General features: G+C 64.3%; 22 protein-coding genes. 14 read left to right on the plus strand and 8 right to left on the minus strand.

Annotated features, from left to right (window positions below):
- The gene (phnX, locus tag ACIP21_RS25015; RefSeq protein WP_400693471.1) at positions 1-828 is read left to right on the plus strand and encodes a phosphonoacetaldehyde hydrolase; all 828 of its coding nucleotides are present in this window, start codon (positions 1-3) and stop codon (positions 826-828) included.
- A gap of 127 nt (positions 829-955) precedes the next feature.
- On the opposite strand, the gene ACIP21_RS25020 is transcribed toward phnX, so the two are convergent.
- Complete coding sequence (locus ACIP21_RS25020) at positions 956-1,516, minus strand: NADPH-dependent FMN reductase (protein ID WP_400693474.1); 561 nt, start codon at positions 1,514-1,516, stop codon at positions 956-958.
- Positions 1,517-1,674: 158 nt separating this feature from the next.
- Between ACIP21_RS25020 and ACIP21_RS25025 the strand changes: the two genes are divergently transcribed.
- Positions 1,675-1,893: a hypothetical protein gene (locus tag ACIP21_RS25025; RefSeq protein ID WP_027919089.1), complete on the plus strand. Its 219-nt coding sequence runs from the start codon at positions 1,675-1,677 to the stop codon at positions 1,891-1,893.
- On the opposite strand, the gene ACIP21_RS25030 is transcribed toward ACIP21_RS25025, so the two are convergent.
- From ACIP21_RS25030 to ACIP21_RS25045, 4 genes are all read right to left on the minus strand, one after another.
- Positions 1,877-4,126 carry an Orn/Lys/Arg decarboxylase N-terminal domain-containing protein gene (locus ACIP21_RS25030; protein WP_400693477.1) on the minus strand — a complete coding sequence of 750 codons (2,250 nt, stop codon included), beginning with the start codon at positions 4,124-4,126 and terminating at the stop codon, positions 1,877-1,879. The two genes, ACIP21_RS25025 and ACIP21_RS25030, sit on opposite strands and share 17 nt — an antisense overlap.
- A gap of 177 nt (positions 4,127-4,303) precedes the next feature.
- Positions 4,304-5,059: a DNA polymerase III subunit epsilon gene (dnaQ, locus tag ACIP21_RS25035; RefSeq protein ID WP_400693480.1), complete on the minus strand. Its 756-nt coding sequence runs from the start codon at positions 5,057-5,059 to the stop codon at positions 4,304-4,306.
- 51 nt (positions 5,060-5,110) lie between these two features.
- Positions 5,111-5,557: a ribonuclease HI gene (rnhA, locus tag ACIP21_RS25040; RefSeq protein WP_400693483.1), complete on the minus strand. Its 447-nt coding sequence runs from the start codon at positions 5,555-5,557 to the stop codon at positions 5,111-5,113.
- A 13-nt stretch (positions 5,558-5,570) separates the two neighbouring features.
- Positions 5,571-6,344 (minus strand): class I SAM-dependent methyltransferase, encoded by a 774-nt coding sequence (locus tag ACIP21_RS25045; protein WP_400693485.1) that lies wholly within the window; start codon positions 6,342-6,344, stop codon positions 5,571-5,573.
- An 85-nt stretch (positions 6,345-6,429) separates the two neighbouring features.
- On the opposite strand from ACIP21_RS25045, the gene gloB reads away from it, so the two are divergent.
- The 11 genes from gloB (at position 6,430) to ACIP21_RS25100 (ending at position 18,514) form a co-directional block, all read left to right on the plus strand.
- Positions 6,430-7,209 carry a hydroxyacylglutathione hydrolase gene (gloB, locus tag ACIP21_RS25050; RefSeq protein WP_400693487.1) on the plus strand — a complete coding sequence of 260 codons (780 nt, stop codon included), beginning with the start codon at positions 6,430-6,432 and terminating at the stop codon, positions 7,207-7,209.
- Between the two features lie 100 nt (positions 7,210-7,309).
- The gene (locus tag ACIP21_RS25055) at positions 7,310-8,740 is read left to right on the plus strand and encodes a transglycosylase SLT domain-containing protein (RefSeq protein WP_400693490.1); all 1,431 of its coding nucleotides are present in this window, start codon (positions 7,310-7,312) and stop codon (positions 8,738-8,740) included.
- 233 nt (positions 8,741-8,973) lie between these two features.
- Positions 8,974-10,803 carry an extracellular solute-binding protein gene (locus tag ACIP21_RS25060; protein ID WP_400693493.1) on the plus strand — a complete coding sequence of 610 codons (1,830 nt, stop codon included), beginning with the start codon at positions 8,974-8,976 and terminating at the stop codon, positions 10,801-10,803.
- Positions 10,800-12,626 (plus strand): extracellular solute-binding protein, encoded by a 1,827-nt coding sequence (locus tag ACIP21_RS25065; protein WP_400693495.1) that lies wholly within the window; start codon positions 10,800-10,802, stop codon positions 12,624-12,626. The genes ACIP21_RS25060 and ACIP21_RS25065 overlap by 4 nt, the downstream gene beginning before the upstream one ends.
- Position 12,627: 1 nt before the next feature.
- On the plus strand, positions 12,628-13,701 hold the full coding sequence (locus ACIP21_RS25070) for a microcin C ABC transporter permease YejB (protein WP_400693498.1): 1,074 nt from the start codon (positions 12,628-12,630) through the stop codon (positions 13,699-13,701).
- A 1-nt stretch (position 13,702) separates the two neighbouring features.
- Positions 13,703-14,722 (plus strand): ABC transporter permease, encoded by a 1,020-nt coding sequence (locus tag ACIP21_RS25075; RefSeq protein WP_400693500.1) that lies wholly within the window; start codon positions 13,703-13,705, stop codon positions 14,720-14,722.
- 1 nt (position 14,723) lies between these two features.
- Positions 14,724-16,325, plus strand: coding sequence for an ABC transporter ATP-binding protein (locus ACIP21_RS25080; RefSeq protein ID WP_400693503.1), 1,602 nt, complete (start codon positions 14,724-14,726; stop codon positions 16,323-16,325).
- Between the two features lie 306 nt (positions 16,326-16,631).
- Positions 16,632-16,874, plus strand: a complete 243-nt coding sequence (locus ACIP21_RS25085) for a hypothetical protein (protein ID WP_400693505.1) — start codon at positions 16,632-16,634, stop codon at positions 16,872-16,874.
- 158 nt (positions 16,875-17,032) lie between these two features.
- Complete coding sequence (locus ACIP21_RS25090; RefSeq protein ID WP_400693508.1) at positions 17,033-17,296, plus strand: DUF3077 domain-containing protein; 264 nt, start codon at positions 17,033-17,035, stop codon at positions 17,294-17,296.
- 178 nt (positions 17,297-17,474) lie between these two features.
- Positions 17,475-17,942 (plus strand): helix-turn-helix domain-containing protein, encoded by a 468-nt coding sequence (locus ACIP21_RS25095; protein ID WP_400693510.1) that lies wholly within the window; start codon positions 17,475-17,477, stop codon positions 17,940-17,942.
- Positions 17,939-18,514 carry a putative toxin-antitoxin system toxin component, PIN family gene (locus ACIP21_RS25100; protein ID WP_400693512.1) on the plus strand — a complete coding sequence of 192 codons (576 nt, stop codon included), beginning with the start codon at positions 17,939-17,941 and terminating at the stop codon, positions 18,512-18,514. The genes ACIP21_RS25095 and ACIP21_RS25100 overlap by 4 nt, the downstream gene beginning before the upstream one ends.
- Positions 18,515-18,531: 17 nt before the next feature.
- On the opposite strand, the gene ACIP21_RS25105 is transcribed toward ACIP21_RS25100, so the two are convergent.
- Positions 18,532-18,912 (minus strand): GFA family protein, encoded by a 381-nt coding sequence (locus ACIP21_RS25105; RefSeq protein WP_400693514.1) that lies wholly within the window; start codon positions 18,910-18,912, stop codon positions 18,532-18,534.
- A gap of 61 nt (positions 18,913-18,973) precedes the next feature.
- Here ACIP21_RS25105 and ACIP21_RS25110 point away from each other — a divergent pair, with 61 nt between their 5' ends.
- Positions 18,974-19,534 (plus strand): nucleotidyltransferase family protein, encoded by a 561-nt coding sequence (locus ACIP21_RS25110; RefSeq protein WP_400693517.1) that lies wholly within the window; start codon positions 18,974-18,976, stop codon positions 19,532-19,534.
- 239 nt (positions 19,535-19,773) lie between these two features.
- Here ACIP21_RS25110 and ACIP21_RS25115 read toward each other — a convergent pair whose 3' ends face one another.
- Both ACIP21_RS25115 and ACIP21_RS25120 read right to left on the minus strand, forming a co-directional pair.
- Positions 19,774-21,099 (minus strand): c-type cytochrome, encoded by a 1,326-nt coding sequence (locus ACIP21_RS25115; protein WP_400693519.1) that lies wholly within the window; start codon positions 21,097-21,099, stop codon positions 19,774-19,776.
- A gap of 11 nt (positions 21,100-21,110) precedes the next feature.
- Entirely contained in the window at positions 21,111-22,880 is a 1,770-nt protein-coding gene (locus ACIP21_RS25120; RefSeq protein WP_400693522.1) for a GMC family oxidoreductase, read from the minus strand.
- Between the last annotated feature and the right edge of the window lie 14 nt (positions 22,881-22,894).

Raw genomic sequence — 22,894 nt, forward strand, 5'->3', positions numbered from 1 at the left:
ATGAACTACAGCAACCCTACCCAACTGCAAGCCGCCATCCTCGACTGGGCCGGCACCGTGGTCGACTTCGGCTCCTTCGCCCCGACCCAGATCTTCGTCGAAGCCTTCGCCGAGTTCGACGTGCAGGTGTCCATCGACGAAGCCCGAGGCCCGATGGGCATGGGCAAGTGGGACCACATCCGCACCCTGTGCGACGTGCCGGAGATCGCCGAGCGCTACCGCAAGGTGTTCGGCCGGACGCCGACCGACGATGACGTGACCGCCATCTACAACCGCTTCATGCCGCTGCAGATCGAGAAGATCGCCGTGCACTCGGCGCTGATCCCCGGCGCCCTTGATACCCTCACCGGCCTGCGCCAGGACGGCCTGAAGATCGGCTCGTGCTCGGGCTACCCGAAGGTGGTAATGGACAAGGTGGTCGCGCTGGCAGCGCAGAACGGTTACGTCGCCGACCACGTGGTGGCCACCGACGAAACCCCGAACGGCCGCCCATGGCCGGCCCAGGCCCTGGCCAACGTGATTGCCCTGGGGATCGACGATGTGGCGGCGTGCGTGAAGGTCGACGACACCGTGCCGGGCATCCTCGAAGGCCGCCGCGCCGGGATGTGGACTGTTGCGCTGGTGTGCTCAGGCAATGCCCTGGGGCTGACCTGGGAAGGTTACCGGGCACTGAGCGCCGAGAAGCTGGAGAGCGAGCGCAAGCGCATTCATGAGCTGTTTGCCGCTTCGCGACCGCACTACCTGATCGACACCATCAACGAGCTGCCCGAAGTGGTGGCCGACATCAACCGCCGCCTGGCCAAGGGCGAGATGCCGCAGTCGTTCTGACAGCTAGGTGTATGGCCATTCGCGGGTAAACCCGCTCCCACAGGATTATCACAGCATCCGAAACCGATGCTGTACCTGTGGGAGCGGGTTTACCCGCGAATGCGTCAGTCCAGGTAACACAGATGGTTCAGACAGCGCGATTCAACTTCACCCAGGACGCGAACTTGTCGATGAAGCCCTGCAGGAACGGGCGGGTCTTGTCACTGAGCTTGCCACCCTCATCGAACAGGCTGGCCGCCCCACCGATGTACGCCTCGGGCATCTGCATGCAGGGCATGTCGAGAAACACCAGCGACTGGCGCAGCGCGTGATTGGCACCGAACCCGCCGATCGCACCCGGCGACACGCTGGCCACCGCTGTCGGCTTGCCACCCCAGGCGCTCTGCCCGTATGGCCGTGACCCCACGTCGATGGCGTTCTTCAGGCAGCCCGGCACCGACCGGTTGTACTCCGGGGTAACGAACAGCACGGCATCGCTGCGACGGATCTCCTCGCGAAAACGCTTCCACGCTTCAGGCACCCCTTCGGCCTCGACATCCTCGTTGTACAACGGCAGGTCGCCGATCTCGACGATCTTCAGGGCAAGGCTGGACGGCGCCAGCTCCGCGAGCGCGCGGGCCACCTTGCGGTTGTAGGAGTCCTTGCGCAAGCTGCCGACGACGACCGCTACCGAATACACCTGGCTCATGGCGTGATCCATCCTGTGCTGGAAAAAGGGACGTCAGTAGTTATAGATGACCGTTCCTCGGCAGCCTGGATTTTTTTCCCCCTCGCGAAAACTTCCAGGCATCATTTACGGTCTATCAGTTCAGACATTTCCTACGTAATTCAGAGGTTTCCCCCCAAATGGCAGCAGTAATGGTCGGCCAATTCCACGCCCGTGACGCCGAAGGCCGTATCTACCCCGTCCACGAGTTCCAGGAGTCCACCCTGCAGGCGGACGGCAGCGCCCTGGGCGCCCCGATCACCACCTACCGCCTGGCCATCGGCGACCGCGTCAATCACCTGGGTGAAAACCGCTTCGAGCTGGCACAGACGGGCGTCGAGATCATTCGCATTCCTTGATGCAGTCGACCGTGTACTGGCCACTTTCGCTCTGCAGGCCATGCACATCGGCGACGAAGCCCGGGAAGCCACGGTTGAAGGCCCGGGCGAACGTCAGGTAATCGAGGATCGAACGGGTGGTCTCGGTGAACCGCTCGCCGGGCATGATCAGTGGAATGCCCGGCGGGTAAGGCACCAGCATCACGGCGGCCACCCGGCCCAGCAGGGCCTCGATCGGCACCGCCTCCACCTCCCCGCGCACCATCTGGTCGTAGGCCCGCGCCGGGCTCACGGCCACCTCCGGTAGCCGCGTGAACAGGCGCTTGAGCTGCTTGGCCGTGGCATTGGCGCGGTAGCAGTCGTGCAACTGGCCGCACAGGTCGCGCAGGCCCAGGCCCTGGTAGCGTGCGGCATCGACCGCGACCACGCTCGGCAGGCAGCTACTCAACGCCGTATTGGCGTCGTAGTGGCGCTTGAACTCCAGCAGTTCGGTCAACAACGTGCTCCACTTGCCCTTGGTGATGCCCATCGAGAACAGCACCAGGAAGCTGTACAGACCGGTCTTTTCCACTACCAGCCCGCGCTCCCAGAGGAACTTGCCGACCACCGCCGCCGGTATCCCGCACTCCCCCAGTACGCCACCGGCACTGAGCCCGGGCATCACCAAGGTCACCTTCAGCGGGTCGAGCAGCACGTAGTCGTCGGCCACATCGCCAAAGCCATGCCACTCGGCGCCCGGTTGCAGCAGCCAGTCCTGCGCGGCCAGGCGCTGGATGCCCTCTGCCGCAGGCGGCTGCCAGATGCTGAACCACCAGTCATCCGCAGCGATGTGCTCACGCAGGTTGGCCAGGGCGCGGCGGAAACTCAGGGCCTCGTCGAACATCTCCTGCAGCAGCGAGCGCCCGGCCGGGCCTTCCATCATGGCCGAAGCGACGTCCAGCGAGGCGAGGATGCTGTACTGCGGCGAGGTGGAGATATGCATCATGAACGCTTCGTTGAAGCGGTCGCGGTCCAGCTGGCGCTGGGCGCCGTCCTGCACGTGGATCATCGACGCCTGGCTGAAAGCGGCCAGCAGCTTGTGGGTGGAATGGGTGCTGAACACCAGCGGGCTGTTTTCGCCACACGCGGTGCCCATGGCGTAGCGGCCATCGAAGAACTCATGGAACGCCGCATAGGCGAACCAGGCCTCGTCGAAGTGCAGCACCTCGACGCTGGCGCCCAGCGCCTGCTTGATCAGCCCGGCGTGGTAACACAGCCCGTCGTAGGTGGAATTGGTCACCACCGCCAGCTTGATCCGCGGCTCGCGCCCTGCGGCCAACGGGTTGGCCTGGACCTTGGCGCGGATCGACTCCGGGCTGAACTCGCTGAGCGGAATCGGCCCGATGATGCCCAGCTCGTTGCGCTCCGGGCATAGGTAGAGGGGGATCGCGCCGGTCATGATGATGGCGTGGACCACCGACTTGTGGCAGTTGCGGTCGACCAGCACCAGGTCATCGCGGCCGACCATGGCATGCCAGACGATCTTGTTGGCGGTGGAGGTGCCATTGATGACGAAAAAGCTGTGATCGGCGCCGAAGTTGCGCGCCGCGCGGGCCTCGGCTTCGGCCAGGGGGCCGGTGTGGTCGAGCAGCGAGCCCAGCTCCGGCACCGAGACCGACAAGTCCGAACGCAGGGTGTTCTCGCCGAAGAACTGGTGAAAGGCCTGGCCCACCGGGCTCTTGCGATAGGCCACGCCGCCGCCGTGGCCCGGTGTATGCCAGGAGTAGTTGGACTGGGCGGTATGCTGCACCAGGGCCTTGAAGAACGGCGGCAGCAGGCCGTCGAGGTAGTTGTGCGCGGCCCGCGCCACCTGGCGGGCGAGGAACGGCACGGTGTCTTCGAACAGGTAGAGGATGCCGCGCAGCTGGTTGAGCTCGCTCATGGCCTCGGCCGGGGCGTTCTCCAGGGTGACCTGTTCGCCCAGGGCGAAGATCGGCAGGTCCGGTGCCCGCAGGCGGGCCAGGCGGATCAGCTCGGCCATGTTCTGCAGCAGGTGGGTATTGTCGCCGACGCCTTCGGCGGCGATCAGCATGCAGGCCAGGCCATGGTGGGTGGTGGCGACTAGCCGGGCTTCGGCGTGGTCGGCGGCCTTGATCACGGCGAAGCCGTCCTGGCCCAGTTCGTCGGCGATGCCACGCACGCGCTCGCCGGCGACGCTGTCGGCCTTGATCGCGCGGTGGACGATGAGGATCGGGAACTTGAGGTCCTTGTACATCCGGCTGGTACCCTCGCAGGACTTATTGTCCTATTGAGGGTAGTAGAGCCTAGTGTCGCCTGTGCCGGCCTCTTCGCGGGTAAACCCGCTCCCACAGGGTTCTCCACAGATTTCGAGGGCTGCGGGGTCCCTGTGGGAGCGGGTTTACCCGCGAAGAGGCCGGTACAGGCTTACGGATCAGCCAGCAGGTGTCTCGGTCAGGGCCTGCCACATGGACGGCCCGCCCGCCGACTTGGCCACCGCCGCCAGCCGCTCGGCATGGGCCTCGAGCTCCTCGGCACTGGCCATGATCACACGCCCCGGTGCACGCCCGACAATCCGGCGGATCTCGCTGCCACCGCTACCCTGCCCATCCCCCTCATCAGCCCCATGCCCGGCCAGCGACAGGCTGGTCTGGCCGCCGGTCATCGCCAGGTAGACGTCGGCCAGCAACTCGGAGTCGAGCAATGCGCCGTGCAGTTCACGGCCGGAGTTGTCGATGTCGTAGCGTTTGCACAGCGCATCGAGGCTGTTGCGCTGCCCCGGGTGGCGGGCACGCGCCAGCAGCAGGGTGTCGAGGATGGTGCAGTGGTTGGCGATGTCGGCCCGGTCGCCCTGCCCCAGCAAGGCGAACTCGTTGTTGATGAAGCCTACGTCGAACGCCGCGTTGTGGATGACCAGGGTGGCGCCCTGGATGAACTCGAAGAACTCCTCGGCCACATCGGCGAAGCGCGGCTTGCCGACCAGGAAGCCGTCGGTGATGCCGTGGACGTTGATCGCGCCCTCGTCGCTCTCGCGGTCAGGCTGCAGGTAGACGTGGAAGTGCCGCCCGGTCAGGCGCCGGCCCATGACCTCGACACAGCCGATCTCGATGATCCGGTGGCCTTCGCTGACCGGCATACCGGTGGTTTCGGTATCGAGAATGACCAGGCGTTTATCTTGCTGCTGCTCCACGCGGGGCGCTCCAACTTGCATCAATTACAAAGGCGGCGATTGTACCGCAGCTCAGCGCTTGGCGCGCACTTCCTCGACGCCGCGGTTGGCCAGCTGGTCGGCGCGCTCGTTGCCGGGGTGGCCGATGTGCCCGCGCACCCACTTCCAGGTGACCTTGTGGCGGTTGACCTGCTCGTCGAGCAGCTGCCACAGGTCGGCGTTCTTCACCGGCTCCTTGGCGGCGGTCTTCCAGCCACGCTTCTTCCAGTTCGGCATCCACTCGTTGATGCCTTTCATCACGTACTGCGAGTCGGTGGTCAGCAGCACCTCGCACTCGCGGGTGAGCGCCATCAGCCCGCAGATCGCGGCCATCAGTTCCATGCGGTTGTTGGTGGTTTCCGGCTCGCCGCCCCACAGTTCCTTCTCGACGCCCTTGTAGATCAGCAGGACGCCCCAGCCACCCGGGCCGGGGTTGCCCTTGCAGGCGCCATCGGTATACATCTCGACGCTTTCGCTCATGTACCACTCATGTTCAGTGCTTTTCGGTATCCGGATCGGCAGCGGTGCGGTTGACCTTGGCCAGCGGCAGCGGCAGCAGCTTGCCCATCGGCTCGCGGCGCGCCTGGCGCAAGGGCCGCAGGCCGACCACCATCTTGCGCGCCACCAGCAGGTAGACCCCGCCGCCAGCACTCTGCCAGCCGCCCGCCATCCGTTCCCAGCCCGCCAGGCGTTGCTGCCAGGCCGGTGAAGTGAGCGGCGGACGATAGCACCCGAAGCGACGTTTCTCCAGCGCGAAGCCCAGCAGGTTGAGCCAGTCGCCGACCCGCGACGGCGAGATGCAGCGCGCCTTGCGCAGGGCACCGTGGCTGAAGAAATGGCGCAGGCCCCAGCCGCTCCAGGGGTTGATGCCGACGATCAGCAGGTGCCCGCCGGGCCGCACCGCCTGGGCCGCTTCGCGCAGCAGGCCATGGGGCGACAGGCTGAAGTCCAGGCCGTGCTGCAGCACCACCACGTCGGCGGCGTGCTCGCCGAGCGGCCAGGCCTGCTCCTCGCAGACGATCTCCACCCCCGGCAGCGGCGCGCCGAGGCGCACGTTGCGCTGCACCTGCGGCGCGCTGGGCGGTGCTTCGGCGCAGGGCCCGTAATGCACGAGGTAACCGCCGAAGAAGCGCCCGAGCTCTTCTTCCAGCAGTTTCTCCTCCTCCTTGAGCATCAGCTGGCCGAGTGGGCCGTTGAACCACTCACGGGCCAGGCTGATCAGTTCGACCCAGTCCGGGTCGGCCTGGGCAAAGGCTTGGTCGGTCATTGCGCTCTCCCTCGAAGGTTCTCGCACCGCGCCATCGCGGCTAAGATGCCCCCATGTGCCACGCTAGGCGATACGGATCCGCACCATGATACAGATCGACGCTCTCCCCGCTTTCTCCGACAACTACATCTGGTTGTTACAGGATACTGCCAAACGCCGCTGCGCGGTGGTCGACCCGGGCGATGCCGGCCCGGTGGAAGCCTGGCTGGCGGCCCACGCCGGCTGGACGCTGGAGACGATCATGGTGACGCACCACCACAACGACCATGTCGGCGGCGTCGAACGGCTCAGGCAATTGACCAATGCCCGGGTCGTCGGCCCGGCCCACGAGCGCATCCCGGGGCGCGACGTGGCCCTCGACGAAGGCCACCGGGTCAGCGTGCTGGGCGTGACCTTCCAGGTCCTCGCCGTGCCTGGCCACACCCTGGGCCACATCGCCTACTTCAGCGACGAGCCTGCCACCCCGCTGCTGTTCAGCGGCGACACCCTGTTCGCCGCCGGCTGCGGGCGCATGTTCGAAGGCACCCCCGAGCAGATGCAGCCGGCCCTCGCCCGCCTGGCGGCCCTGCCGCCGTCGACCGAGGTGTACTGCGCCCACGAATACACCCTCTCCAACCTGCGCTTCGCCAAGGCCGTGGAACCGTCGAACCCGCACGTTCAGCAACGTTTCGCTGAGGTTACCCGGATGCGCGCCGACAATCGCATCACCTTGCCGTCAACGATCGGCCTGGAGCGCCTGACCAACCCCTTTTTGCGTACCTCTGAAACATTAGTTAAACAAAAAGCGGACGAATGGAATGGACGACCAAACGACTCGCAGGTCGCTGTTTTTGCTGCTTTGAGGTCTTGGAAGGACACCTTCTGATAACCCCAAGATATATCGCAACAGGCGGCCAAAGGTTGACCCAGGCGGGTGCGGTTCCTAGAATCGCCGAAATTTTTTGCCCGGACACCCCTGCCCGCCGATGTCTTCCCGTAGCCGCAGAACCGCTCATTCAGTCGCCCTGACGCGCCTGGCCCAGATCAGTGCGCTGGCGCTGGCCGCCACCCTGGTGGGCTGCCAGAGCACCCGCCAGGTCGACGAAGCCGACAGCGTTCGCGCGCACAGCTACCAGGCGCGGATCAAGCACAAGCCTGCGCCGCTGGTGACCAAGGCCGCCGAGCAGCCGCCCCAGGATGTCTGGGAACGCATGCGCCGCGGCTTCGCCCTGCAGGACAGCATCGACGTCAACCCGCGCATCGAACAGCAGCGCCTGTGGTTCGCCAGCAACCCCTCGTTCCTCGAGAACGCCGGCGAGCGCGGCAGCCTCTACCTGCACTACATCGTCGAACGCCTCGAAGAGCGCGACATGCCGCTGGAGCTGGCGCTGCTGCCGGCGATCGAAAGCGCCTACAACCCGATGGCCTACTCGCGGGCCAGCGCTGCCGGCATGTGGCAGTTCATGCCCGCCACCGGTCGCCACTTCAACCTGCGCCAGACCAACTTCTACGACGGCCGTCGCGACGTCACCGCGTCGACCAACGCCGCGCTGGACTACCTGACCCGCCTGCACGACATGTTCAACGGCGACTGGCTGCTGGCCCTGGCCGCCTACAACGCCGGCGAGGGCACGGTCAGCCGCGCCATCGAGCGCAACGAGAAGCTCGGCCTGCCGACCGATTACTGGAACCTGCCACTGCCGCAGGAAACCCGCGACTACGTGCCCAAGCTGCTGGCCCTGTCGCAGGTGGTGTCCACGCCCGAAGCCTATGGCGTGAACCTGACGCCGATCGCCAACGAACCCTACTTCGAGGCGGTGGCCATCAACGACCGCCTCGACCTGTCGCGGGTGGCCGCCTTCGCCAATATCGACGAAGACGAACTGCTGCAGCTCAACCCTGCCTTCAAGAAGCGCATGACCGTCGACGGCCCCAAGCAGCTGCTGGTGCCGACGGCCAAGGCGCAATTGCTGAGCGACAGCCTGTCCAACCTCAAGCCCGAGCAACTGGTCAGCCTGCAGCCGAACAAGGCCGTGTTCGAGCGTGCCGTGGCCGAATCCCGGGCGCCGGCAGCCGTGCGCAACTACCGGGTCAAGCGCGGCGACAGCCTGGGCAGCATTGCCCAGGCCAACCGGGTGTCGGTGAAGGACATCCAGCGCTGGAACAAGCTGCCGGGCAACCGCCTCAAGGCCGGCCAGGTCCTGGCCCTGCGCGGTGGCAACGCGCCACGCGCCGCAGGCAACCGCGTGGCCGCCTCCGCGCAGCGCTCCACCCAGTACAAGGTGCGCAAAGGTGACTCGCTGTATTTGGTAGCCAAACGTTTCAACGTCGAGATGAAGCACCTCAAGCGCTGGAACCCACGCAGCGGCCAGGCCCTGAAGCCGGGCCAGACCCTGACCGTCTACCTGTCCCACTGAAGTACCCAGGGCTCTGTAGGAGCGGCCTTGTGTCGCGAAAGGGCTGCGAAGCAGCCCCGGCAATTTGTGCGTTGCCGCTGAGATCCTGGGACTGCTTCACAGCCCTTTCGCGACACAAGGCCGCTCCTACGGGATCACGCATCCCATAGCCTGCAGCCTCTCTCTTTTTCCAACCCTGCCAAGCTGTTACTGTACCCCGACCCAAGCCCAACGCCTCTGGATCGGATGCCGACTTGATACGTCCCCTCCTGCTGTCCCTCAGCCTGGCCTTGAGCTTCCCCGCCGTCGCGATGGTGAGCGAAAGCCACGGATACGCGCAGTTCGGCCTGCTCAAGTACCCAGCCACCTTCACCCATTTCGACTGGGTCAACCCGCGAGCGCCCAAGGGCGGTACCTTGCGGGCCATGGCGTTCGGCACCTTCGACACGCTCAACCCCTACACCTTCAAGGGCAGCAGCCCGGTCACCACGCCGAACTTCCTGCAATACGGCATCAGCGAGCTGAACGAGACGCTGATGGTTGGCACCGGCCAGTACGACCCCTCCGGCGACGAGCCCACCTCCAGCTACGGCCTGATCGCCCGCAGCGTGGAATACAGCGAGGACCGCAGCTGGGTGGTGTTCAACCTGCGCCCTGAAGCGCGCTGGCATGACGGCGCGCCGATCACCGCCGCCGACGTGGCCTTCTCGTACCGCACCCTGCTCAAGCAAGGCCACCCGATCTACCGCACCAACCTGCAGGAAGTGCAGCGCGTCGACGTGCTCGGGCCCTTGCGGATCCGCTTCGTCTTCAAGCGCGCCGGCAACCCGCTGCTGATCCTGCGCCTGGGCGAGATGCCGGTGCTGCCCAAGCACTACTGGCAAACACGCGAATTCGAAGCCACCACCTTCGAACCGCCGCTGGGCAGCGGGCCGTACCGTATCACCCAGGTCGAGCCGGGCCGGCGCCTGGTGTTCGAGCGGGTGAAGAACTACTGGGGCAAGGACCTGGCGGTGAACCGCGGCAAGTACAATTTCAACCGCGTCGAGTACGAGTTCTACCGCGATGCCACGGTGGCCTTCGAAGCCTTCAAGGCCGGCGAGTTCGACATCTATATCGAGCACCAGGCGAAGAACTGGGCCAACGGCTACAACTTCCCGGCCGTGCGCCGTGGCGAGGTGATCAAGGCGCAGATCCCGCACCGGATCCCCACCCAGACCCAGGGCCTGTTCATGAACAGCCGCCGGGCCACCTTCAGCGACCCGCGGGTGCGCCAGGCGCTGGGCCTGATGCTCGACTTCGAGTGGACCAACCGCGCGCTGTTCAGCAGTGCCTACCGCCGCGCGACCAGCTATTACCCCAACAGCGAGTTCGCCGCCTCCGGCCTGCCCACCGGCAAGGAATGGCTGCTGCTGGCGCCGTTGCGCGAGCAGCTGCCCGACACGCTGTTCACCCAGCCCTACCAGGTCAGCCACACCGACGGGCGCGGCGTCGGCCGCCAGACCTTGCGCCAGGCCCTGGGCCTGCTCGACCAGGCCGGCTGGAAGCTCGACGGCCAGCGCCTGGTCAACGCCAAGGGCCAGCCGTTCAGGATGGAACTGCTGCTGGTGAACCCGAACCTGGAACGCATCCTGCAACCTTATGTCGAAAATCTGGCCAGCATCGGCATCGATGCGCGCTTGCGCACCGTGGACCGCGCCCAGTACAAACAACGCCTGGACCAGTTCGATTTCGACATGATCCTGATGATCCTGAACCAGACCTTGAGCCCGGGCCTCGAGCAGTGGTTGTACTTCCATTCCAGCCAGGCCTCGACCAAGGGCAGCAAGAACTATGCTGGGGTCAAGGACCCGGTGGTCGACCACCTGCTCGACACCTTGCTCGCCGCGCGCACCCGCGACGACCAGGTCGCCGCCGCCCGCGCCCTGGACCGCGTGCTCTCATGGCAGTACTACATGATCCCCAACTGGTACCTCGACAATCACCGCCTGGCCTACCGCAACCGGTTCGCCTTCGTCACCACGCCGCCCTACACCCTCGGGCTGAACAGCTGGTGGATAAAGCCTTCGGAGAAAACCCAATGAAGCCAACGCACCGCCTGGCCTGCAGCCTGCTGTTCGCCTGCCTGAGCCTGCCCGCGCTGGCCGCGCCGCAACATGCGCTTACGCTCTACGACGAGCCGCCGAAATACCCGGCCGACTTCAAGCACTTCGACTACGTGAACCCGGACGCGCCCAAGGGCGGCACCTTCCGTCAGTCCAGCTTCGGCGGTTTCGACAGCCTCAACCCGTTCATCAACAAAGGCGTGCCGGCCGACAACCTCGGCATCATCTACGACACCCTGATGCGCCAGAGCCTGGACGAGCCGTTCACCGAGTATGGCCTGGTGGCCGGCAAGATCGAAAAGGCCCCGGACAACAGCTGGGTGCGCTTCTACCTGCGCCCCGAAGCGCGCTTCCATGACGGCCAGCCGATGCGCGCCGAGGATGTGGTGTTCACCTTCAATACCCTGATCAAGGACGGCGCGCCCCTGTACCGCCAGTACTACGGCGACGTCGCCGAGGTGGTCGCCGAAGACCCGCTCAAGGTGCTGTTCAAGTTCAAGCACAACAACAACCGCGAGCTGCCGCTGATCCTCGGCCAGCTGCCGGTCCTGCCCAAGCACTGGTACGCGCACCGCGAGTTCACCCGCGGCAACCTCGAGCTGCCGCTTGGCAGCGGCCCGTACAAGGTCGCTGAGGTCAAGGCCGGGCGCTCGATCCGCTACGAGCGGGTCAAGGACTACTGGGCCAAGGACCTGCCGATCAACCGCGGCATCTACAATTTCGACGCCATGACCTTCGATGTCTACCGCGACAACAACGTGGCGCTGGAGGCCCTCAAGGCCGGCGCCTTCGATTACGAACTGGAAATGAGCGCGAAGAACTGGGCCACCGCCTACGACGTCCCCGCCGTGCGCGATGGCCGCCTGATCAAGGAAGAAATCCCCAACGGCAACCCGGTGGGCATGCAGGGCTTCGTCTTCAACCTGCGCAAACCGGTGTTCCAGGACGTGCGGGTACGCAAGGCGCTGAGCCTGTTGTTCGACTTCGAATGGACCAACAAGCAGCTGTTCAACGGCGCTTACCTGCGCACCGACAGCTACTTCGAAAACTCCGAGATGGCCGCCAGCGGCCTGCCCTCGCCGGCCGAGCTGAAAATTCTCGAACCGCTGCGCGGCAAGGTCCCTGAGCAAGTCTTCACCGAGGCCTTCGCCAATCCGGTCAGCGACGGCAGCGGGATGATCCGCGAGCAGCAGCGCCAGGCCTACAAGCTGCTCCAGGAAGCTGGCTGGAAGATCGTCGACGACAAGATGGTCGACAAGGATGGCAAGCCGGTCAGCATCGAGTTTCTGCTCGCGCAGACCCAGTTCGAACGTGTGCTGCTGCCGTTCAAACGCAACCTCGCCGACTTGGGGATTGGCTTCGAGATCCGTCGCGTGGACGTCTCGCAATACATCAACCGCCTGCGCTCGCGTGACTTCGACATGATCGTCGGCGGCTTCGCCCAATCCAACTCCCCCGGCAACGAACAGCGCGAGTACTGGTCCAGCACCGCCGCCGACAACCCCGGCAGCCGCAACTTCATCGGCCTGCGCGACCCGGCCATCGACCAACTGGTGGAACAGCTGATCAACGCCGACTCGCGCCAGAGCCTGATCGACCACTGCCGTGCCCTCGACCGCGTGCTGCAGTGGGGCTACTACGTAGTGCCCAACTGGCACATCAAGACCAACCGAGTGGCCTACTGGAACCACATCGGCCACCCGAAAGTGTCGCCCAAGTACGACGTCGGCCTCGACACCTGGTGGATCAAGCCCAATGTCGCCCCGGCGGTGAGCGAAGCCCCAGCGGACGAGGCCCGATAACATGCTGGCCTATATCCTGCGCCGCCTGCTGCTGATCATCCCGACCCTGTTCGGCATCCTGATCATCAACTTCATCATCGTCCAGGCCGCCCCCGGCGGCCCGGTGGAACAGATGATCGCCAAGCTCGAAGGCTTCGAGGGCGCCACCAGCCGCATCGCCGGCGGCGGCGCCGAGGTTTCCGTGGCCGGCTCCAACTACCGTGGCGCCCAGGGCCTGGACCCAGCCCTGATCGCCGAAATCGAGCACATGTACGGCTTCGACAAGTCGGCGCCCGAACGCCTGTGGATCATGGTCAAGAACTACGCCACCCTGGACTTCGGCGACAGCTTCTTCCGTGACGCCAAGGTCATCGACCTGATCGCCGAGAAGATGCCGGTGTCGATCTCGCTGGGGCTGTGGAGCACACTGATCATGTACCTGGTGTCGATCCCCCTGGGCATCGCCAAGGCCGTGCGCCACGGCAGCCACTTCGACGTCTGGACCAGCTCGGCAATCATCGTCGGCTACGCCATCCCGGCGTTCCTGTTCGCCATCCTGCTGATCGTGCTGTTCGCCGGCGGCAGCTACTTCGACTGGTTCCCGCTGCGCGGGCTGACCTCGAACAACTTCGACGAACTGAGCACCACCGGCAAGGTGCTGGACTACTTCTGGCACCTGGTGCTGCCGATCACCGCGCTGGTGATCGGCAACTTCGCCACCATGACCCTGCTGACCAAGAACAGCTTTCTCGACGAGATCAACAAGCAGTACGTGGTCACCGCCAAGGCCAAGGGCCTGAGCCGCTCGCGGGTGCTGTACGGCCACGTGTTCCGCAACGCCATGCTGCTGGTGATCGCCGGCTTCCCTTCGGCGTTCATCGGCATCTTCTTTACCGGCTCACTGCTGATCGAGGTGATCTTCAGCCTCGACGGCCTGGGCCTGATGAGTTTCGAGGCGGCGATCAACCGCGACTACCCGGTGGTCTTCGGCACCCTGTTCATCTTCACCCTGCTCGGGCTGGTGGTGAAGCTGATCGGCGACCTGACCTACACCCTGGTCGATCCTCGCATCGACTTCGCCAGCCGGGAGCACTGACATGGCCCTCTCCCCCCTCAACCGCCGACGCTTCGAGCGTTTCAAGGCCAACCGCCGTGGCTGGTGGTCGCTGTGGCTGTTCCTGATCCTGTTCGGCCTGAGCCTGGGCGCCGAGCTGATCGCCAACGACAAACCGATTGCCGTGCGCTACGACGGCGCCTGGTACTTCCCGGCATTCAAACGCTACCCGGAAACCACCTTTGGCGGCGAGTTCCCGCTGGAAGCCAACTACAAGAGCCCGTACATCCGCGACCTGCTGGAAAAGAAAGACAGCTTCGTGCTCTGGGCACCGATCCCGTTCAGCTACCAGAGCATCAACTACGACCTGCGCGTGCCCGCCCCGGCGCCGCCCTCGGCGGACAACTGGCTGGGCACCGACGACCAGGGCCGCGACGTGCTGGCGCGGGTGATCTACGGCTTCCGCGTGTCGGTGCTGTTCGCCCTCACCCTGACCGTGCTCAGCTCCATCGTCGGGGTCATCGCCGGCGCCTTGCAGGGCTTCTACGGCGGCTGGGTCGACCTGGCCGGGCAGCGCTTCCTGGAGATCTGGTCCGGCCTGCCGGTGCTGTACCTGCTGATCATCCTCGCCAGCTTCGTGCAGCCCAACTTCTGGTGGTTGCTGGGGATCATGCTGCTGTTCTCGTGGATGAGCCTGGTGGACGTGGTGCGCGCCGAATTCCTGCGCGGGCGCAACCTGGAATACGTGCGCGCCGCCCGCGCCCTGGGGATGCGCAATGGCGCGATCATGTACCGGCACATCCTGCCCAACGCGATGATCTCGACCATGACCTTCATGCCGTTCATCCTCACCGGGGCCATCGGCACCCTGACCGCGCTGGACTTCCTTGGCTTCGGCCTGCCCCCCGGCGCACCGTCGCTGGGCGAGTTGGTGGCCCAGGGCAAGTCCAACCTGCAAGCCCCGTGGCTGGGCATCAGCGCCTTCGCCGTGCTGGCGATCATGCTGAGCCTGCTGGTGTTCATCGGCGAATCCGCCCGCGACGCCTTCGACCCGAGGAAGTGAAATGAGCGAACAGAACCTGATCGAAGTGCGCGACCTGGCCGTGGAGTTTGTCACCGGCGAGCAGGTCAACCGGGTGGTCGACGGCATCAGCTTCGACATCCGCAAGGGCGAAACCCTGGCCCTGGTCGGCGAGAGCGGCTCGGGCAAGTCCGTCACCGCCCACTCGATCCTGCGCCTGCTGCACTACCCGCTGGCCCGCCACCCCAGCGGCAGCATCCGTTATGAAGGCAAGGACCTGCTGCTGCAGAACGAGAAGACCCTGCAGCGCATTCGCGGCAACCGCATCGCGATGATCTTCCAGGAGCCGATGACCTCGCTGAACCCGCTGCACTGCATCGAGAAGCAGATCAACGAGATCCTCCTGCTGCACAAGGGCCTGACCGGCAAGGAGGCCACGGCGCGCACCCTGGAGCTGCTGGAGCTGGTCGGCATCCCCGAGCCGCGCAAGCGCCTCAAGGCCCTGCCCCACGAGCTGTCCGGTGGCCAGCGCCAGCGGGTGATGATCGCCATGGCGCTGGCCAACGAGCCGGAGCTGCTGATCGCCGATGAGCCGACCACGGCGCTGGACGTGACGGTGCAGTTGAAGATCCTCGACCTGCTCAAGGAACTGCAGGCGCGCCTGGGCATGGCGCTGCTGCTGATCAGCCACGACCTCAACCTGGTGCGGCGCATCGCCCACCGCGTGTGCGTGATGCAGCGCGGGCAGATCGTCGAGCAGGCCGAATGCGCCACGCTGTTCAGCGCGCCGCAGCACCATTACACGCAGATGCTGATCAATGCCGAGCCCAGCGGGTTGCCGGCGCACAACCCGGTCGGCGCGCCACTGCTGGAGGTGAATGACCTGAAAGTGTGGTTCCCGATCAAGAAGGGCCTGCTGCGCAAGACGGTGGACCACGTGAAGGCGGTGGACGGGATCAACTTCAGCCTGCCCCAGGGGCAGACGCTGGGGATCGTCGGCGAGTCGGGGTCGGGCAAGTCGACCTTGGGGTTGGCGATTCTGCGCTTGATTTCCAGCCAGGGCGGGATTCGCTTCCATGGCCAGCAACTGCAAGGCCTGAACCAGAAGGAAGTGCGGCCGCTGCGTCGCGAGATGCAGGTGGTGTTCCAGGATCCGTTCGGTAGCCTGAGCCCGCGCATGTGCGTGGCGGATATCGTTGGCGAGGGGCTGCGGATTCACAAGATCGGTACGCCGCAGGAGCAAGAGGCGGCGATCATTGCGGCGCTTGAGGAAGTGGGTTTGGACCCACGCACCCGGCACCGTTACCCGCATGAATTTTCCGGAGGCCAGCGCCAGCGCATCGCCATTGCCCGGGCGCTGGTGCTGAAGCCGGCGTTGATTCTGCTGGATGAGCCGACTTCAGCGCTGGACCGCACGGTGCAGCGGCAGGTGGTGGAGTTGCTGAGGAATCTGCAGGCCAAGTACAACCTGACCTACCTGTTCATCAGCCATGACCTGGCGGTGGTCAAGGCGCTGAGTCACCAGTTGATGGTGATCAAGCATGGGCATGTGGTGGAACAAGGGGATGCGCGGGAGATATTCCATGCGCCGCAACATGGTTATACAAAACAACTACTGGAGGCGGCGTTTTTGGGGGGCGCCTGAAGCATCAAGAATCAGATTTAACCGCTGGTTTGTAGTCCATTTCCCAAAGATACTCCTGCAACCTGTTTTCCGTTGCGACTGCTAAAGCAGGGCCCTAGTCTCGACCTGTCGCTGGTGTTCAGCGATCGGCTTTGACAGGCCGCGACGGTAATCATACTTACAGAGCCCTTCTATGGCGGCTGTACGTGTGGGCACGCTTGCGTGCGCCGGAACTTCGTGATTCCGCCGGTCTGTCAACCCGCGTACAGCTGCCACCCTACTGTTTGACAGCAGACAGGGTGGCCGCCCAGACCATGGAATTACGAGATGCTGAAGATAGTCCCCGATCCACCCCACGCTTTTCATTCCCTTGAAGACACCCTGATCCAGGCGACGGACTACGCGCTGTGCGCGTCGACCGTGGTGCATCAGGCGTTGCTGTTGCAGCCCAAGTCGCCGGCGTCGATCCTAATGATGGCTTCCATACATGAGATGGAGGCGCTGCGGGCGTTGCTCGAGCAGGCCTTGATCCAGGTGCAGATGCCCACTGAGCCTCGAACTCTGCATTGAGGCTTGAGTGATGGGTTGTCTGTGCCGGCCTCTTCGCGGGTAAACCCGCTCCCACAGGTACGGCGCATACCTTCAAGCCTGTGGTGATCCCTGTGGGAGCGGGTTTACCCGCGAAAGGGCCGGCACAGGCAACTGCCAAATTTCAGGGAGACCGAACAATGACCACAGACACCATCCCATGCACCGTCGGCAAAACCACCTTCTACCAAGGCGAAGACAAAACCCACCCCCTGTTCCGCATCGAACCCGGCATCCCCTGCCAGCTCGCCCGCGAGCAGGCCTCTGAACTGATGGGCTACGTCCGCGAACTCACCATCCAGGGCCTTATGGAAGAAAAACCCATGCTGATCTGGGCCTCCCACTACCTGAGCGCGATGGCCAAGGCATTGATGGATGATGCCGAGATGGGTATGAAGCACTGAGTCCAGGGTTGCCCAGGATTGAGACGCTCTGCCACTTGAGACGGAATAACCTACCTGGCTAACCCCTACGACCGAGCCCGTTTCGTTTATTGCGATTTTCGAATATTTCGAATATAACTCCAGTCAGGCCGCTGCTCAGCACATCAGCCCTTCCTTCTATACCGCTCTGGAGACCCCCATGACCACTGCCGACCTCTCTCGCAAGATGCTTCCCGATGAAAAGGAGATTGCTGCGGCTGTCGAATCGAGCCGAACGCTAGCCGCCTTCCTCTCGACCAAATCAGAAACCCAACGGATTGAGCTGTTCAATGAAGAGAACCAGCGCCAAGTCGTTGAGGTGCCCACTTTTGCTCTTCGCTTGTTCGGAGAAATCCTCAGCGAGCTAGCGCTGGGCAACGCCGTCAAAGTCGTGCCCATCCATGCTGAGCTGACCACCCAGGAAGCCGCAGACCTGCTCAATGTCTCTCGCCCGCACCTGGTGAAGCTTCTGGATGAAGCCGTGATTCCTCACACCAAGACAGGCCGCCATCGCCGGGTCAAATTCTCTGACCTGGTTGCCTACAAAGACAAACGTGACGAAATCAGCCGTTCCGCGATGGACGCGCTGACGGCACAAGCACAGGAGTTGAGGATGGGTTACGAATGAAGCACTCACCCTTCACAGCACTGTATGACGCCAACGTGCTGTACCCCGCCCCTCTACGTGACTTCCTCATGAACCTTGCGTTGACTGGCGTTTACCGCGCCCGCTGGTCAGCGAAGATTCATGAGGAGTGGAAACGCAATCTCTTGCTCAAGCGTACAGACCTGACCCGCGCTCAGGTGGATCGCACATCGGAACTCATGGACGCAGCGGTCCCTGACGCACTGGTCACGGATTACGAACCGCTGGTCAATGGGCTCGATCTACCGGATGAGGACGATCGTCATGTGCTCGCTGCAGCCATCAAGTGCAACGCATCGGTGATCGTCACCTTCAACCTCAAGGATTTTCCCTCTTCCACGCTTGGCAACTTCGACATCGAGCCCTTGCATCCTGATGACTTCATCGCTGACTTGTGGGATCTGGATAAAGCAGCTGTCCTTGAGGCCGCTCAGCGCCAACGGCAGGCCCTGAAGAAGCCACCTCATAACGCGCAAGAGTACTTGGACAAACTGCTCCAGCAAAAACTGCCTGAAACGGTCAAACTGCTTTCAGAGTTCAAGTTCCTTCTTTGAGCAACTTTGCTGTCCATCTAGGCAACCTTGTACCAGGATGCCCCGAAGTCCGCGTTAACATGCATCTGCTTACCAGGCTCGAACGCCGTATCCAGCGTTCCCAGCGCGATGGAAATCCAATCGGCGTATGCACCCCGCGACCTCGACCAGAACAAGCTCGACCCGCAACGCGAACAGAACTCGCGCAGCACTGACTCGGATGAGGCATAGCCGCTGACGACCTCAGCCCCACTGAGCATCCGCAACGCCTCACGCGGCACGCTGCCATAACTGGCAAACGCTGCCCCATGCCCTTTGCGGCATTGGCTGCAATGGCAATGGCTCACGGCTTTCGGCGCAGTAAGCAGTTCGAAGCGCACGGCGCCGCACAGGCAACTGCCTTGGTAAATGTCGGTCATGGGCCAATCCATCCTGGAAAACTGGCAAGCTTAACCGCGCGTGATCGCAACGGGGAAACGGATGAATCACCAGGCACAACTTCAGGCACTGCTGGCCAATGACCCGGTGCGGCGGCGAATCCTTCAGGCAGTTCAAGAGTTGGGGCTGCCGGATTGCTGGGTGGCGGCGGGGTTCGTGCGCAGCTTGGTGTGGGACCATTTGCATCAGCGCCCTGCCTCACCGCTGCCTGAGGACATCGATGTGATCTGGTTCGACCCTGAGCGGGTGGAGCCGCAGGTAGACCTTGCGCTGGAGGCGGAACTGATGAGGCGTTGTGGTGGGGTGCAGTGGTCGGTGAAGAACCAGGCGCGGATGCATCTGCGTAATGGGGATGTGGCTTATGGGTCGGCGGCCGAGGCGATGATGCGCTGGCCGGAGACGGCTACTGCAGTGGGGGCCAGGGTCGATGGCGGCGGTGAGATCGAGGTGTCGGCGCCGTTTGGGCTGGGGGATCTGTTTGGCTTGATGGTCAGGCCGACGCGGCGGTTTTCGGGGGAAAAGCTAGCGGTATTCAGGGAGCGCTATCAGTCGAAGCGATGGCTGGAAATGTGGCCACGGCTGACTGTCGTCCTGGAATCATGAACTGTGGTGGATGGCACCGGCTGCGCCGGTGTTCGCGGGCAAGCCCGCTCCCACAGGGATCGAGCGCTCCGCAGGAAATGCATCAGCTAGTGAAATTGGAGCAAGACGGCTGCCCCACAGACTGATCGCAATTACTGAGTCTTGCTCGATGCTTAAAAGCAGGCGCGATCTCTGTGGGAGCGGGCTTGCCCGCGAACACCGGCAAAGCCGGTGCCATGGGGGCCCGCTCCCGCCAGGTGTCAGTGCTGGCTGGAAATGGCCGCACGCACCGCGTGCACCTGCTCCGCCGTCACTGCCGAGGCCTGGTTCGACCAGCCCTGGCGCAGGAAGGTCGCCAGCTCCGCCACTTCGGCGTCGTCCATACGCTCGGCAAAGCCCGGCATCGGCAGCACCGATGGCGCACGCTCGGTCGATGGCGTCGCCGCCCCCGCCAGAATCACGTGCAGCAGTGCATCGGCATTGCCCGCGTTGACCACCGAAGCCCCGTCCAGACGCGGGAACACGCGCTGCGCGCCCTCACCGGAGACGAAGTGGCAAGCACCGCAGTTGTCGATGTACAGCCGCTCGCCCAGGGTCAGGTCCTTGGCTGCGGTCAGCTTGGCGGTGGTCGCCGCGCTGCGTTCGGCCTGCTGCTGGTAGCCTGGGCCTTTGGCCGGTGCCAGCGATTTCAGGTACGCGGCCATGGCCTGCAGGTCGGCATCGCTCATGTGCGAGGTGCTGTTGGCGATCACGTCGGTCATCTCGCCAGCCACCGAGGCCTTGGCGTTGCGGCCGCTGCCCAGGTACTCGACCAGCTCTTCCTCGCTCCAGTGCGGCATGCCGCGCAGGGCCGGGACGTTCCAGCCGTTCAGTTCGGCGCCGGTGAGGTAGCCGCTGGCCGACTCGTCCAGGCCTTTTTCCTGCATCGTCAGCGCGCGCGGGGTGTGGCACGAACCGCAGTGCCCCAGACCTTGCACGAGATAGGCACCACGGCTGATCCGGGCGTCACTGCCGACCGCCGCCGCGCTGGCCTCGGGCACTGGCGAGAACAGCGCGCGCCAGTAGGCCAGCGGCATGCGGAGCGACAGCGGCCAAGGGATGTCGTTGGCCTTGTTCGGCTGCTCGACCGCTGCCACGCCCTGCATGAAGTAGGCATACAGCGCCTGGGTGTCTTCATCGCTGACCTTGGCATAGGACGGGAACGGCATCGCCGGGTACAGCGCGCTGCCGTCGTGGCCGATACCGCGGCGTACGGCGCGTTCGAACTCGCCGTAGGTCCAGTCACCGATCCCGGTTTTCTTGTCCGGGGTGATGTTGGTCGAGTAGATGGTGCCGATCGGCGAGGCGATGCCCAGCCCGCCGGCGAACGGCTTGCCGCCGTCGTGGCTGGTGTGGCACGCCACGCAGTCACCGGCGCGGGCCAGGTAGGCGCCTTTTTCGATCAGCGCCGGGGTCACGGCCTGGGTCAGCTTGGCCTGGGCATCACCGGAGCGGTTGAGCAGGCCGGCGACGATCCACGCCAGCACCACGGCCAGCACGGCGACACCCAGCAATACCGAGAGGATGGAACGGGATTTGGCTTTCATGTTCTCGCTCCTCACGCCTGCACCAGCGGGCCAGGGTTCTTCAGGTACTGGTCCTTGATGGCCTGGGCGGCGAACAGGGTCAGCGCGCCGATCATCGAGGTGGGGTTGGCCTGGAAGTTCTGCGGGAAGGCGTTGCCGCCCGGCACGAACACGTTGTGCACGTCCCAGCTCTGCAGGTAGCGGTTGAGTGCGCTGGTTTCCGGCGAATCACCCATGATTGCGCCACCGACGTTGTGGGTGGAGACGTACTTGGTGATGTCCCAGTGCGAATCCATGCCCAGGAAGCTCTCGCTGTAGCTGTCCGGGTTGAGCTCCTTGGTGATGTCCAGGACGATCTTGCGCAGGTGCTGCTGCAGCTTGAGCTCGTTTTCCTTCCAGTCGAAGGTGATGCGCAGCAGCGGCTGGCCCCACGGGTCCTTGTAGGTCGGGTCGAGGTCGACGTAGTGGTCGCGGTACGACATGCAGCCGGTGGAGATGCTGATCTTCATCGAGTGGCCGTACCAGTCCTGCATGCCTTCCTTCCAGCCCTGGCCCCACTCCGGGGTGCCGGAAGGCAACGCGGTGCCGATCGGCGTGCCGGTGGCTTGCGAGCTGTGGATCTTGGCGCCGCCGATGAAGCCCAGGGACGGGCCGTCGAAGTTGCCCGGGGAAACGTCGTTGAACATCTGCCCGGTGGCACCGGCGGTGGCGAACGGGTTGAAGTGCTTGTCCTTGAAGAACAACGTGGCGCCGCCGTTGCTGAGGAACGCGTAGTTGCGGCCGATGGTGCCCTTGCGGGTGACCGGGTTGTACGGCTGGCCGATGCCCGACAGCAGCATCAGGCGTACGTTGACGAACTGGAACGCCGCCAGCACGACGATCTTCGCTGGCTGGAACACCTCGTTGCCCTGGGCGTCGATGTAGGTGATGCCCTTGGCGGTCTTGCCGTCCGGGTGCAGCTCCACGCGCAGGACGTTGGCATTGACCCGGTAGTCGAAGTTGTCCATGCGCTTGAGCGCGTCCATCACCGCGGTCTGCGGCGAGGCCTTGGAGTAGTTCAGGCACGGGTACTTGCTGCAGTAGCCACAGTAGTTGCACGGCGCGATCTGGTTGCCGTACGGGTTCTTCCAGGCCCGCGACACGTTGGCCGACGGGTTGGGGAACGGGTGGTAACCCAGCTTGCGTGCGGCGTCGGCGAACATTTTATTGTTCAGCGTATCTTCCAGTGCCGGCAGCGGGTAGGGGTTGGAGCGCGGGCCTTCGAACGGGTCGCCGCCCACCAGGATCTGGCCGTTGAGGTTGCCGGTGTTGCCCGACAGGCCGCAGATCTTGTCGAACTTGTCGAGATACGGTTCGATCTCGTCCCAGGTGAACGGGAAGTCGCCGATGGTCATGTCGCTCTGCAGCACGCCCGGCGCATAGGCCTGGTCGGCGTAGGTCTTGAGCTTGATGTCGGTCGGCGTCGGGCGGATCAGCACGCCGGTCCAGTGCAGGCCCGAGCCGCCGACGCCGGTGCCGGGCACGAAGGCGCCCCACTGACGGGTCGGCAAGGCGGTGCCGTTGAGGTTGTGGCGCACGGTGAGCGCGCCATCTTTCGGCGTGACCATGATCTTGTTGCGCACGCCGTAGGCGTACTGGTCTGCCGGTTTCGGGTAGGCGAAATCGGCATTGGTGCGGTCTTCACCGCGCTCGAAGGCGCGCACTTTCAAGCCTGCCTGGGCAAGCTCGATGCTCATCAGCGAGCCGGCCCAGCCCAGGCCGACGACGGCGACGTCGACTTCGTCATTGGTAATGTGTGCCATAAAAAACCTTGAAT

The sequence above is a fragment of the Pseudomonas sp. NPDC089401 genome (assembly GCF_044749485.1).
Taxonomy (GTDB): Bacteria; Pseudomonadota; Gammaproteobacteria; order Pseudomonadales; family Pseudomonadaceae; genus Aquipseudomonas.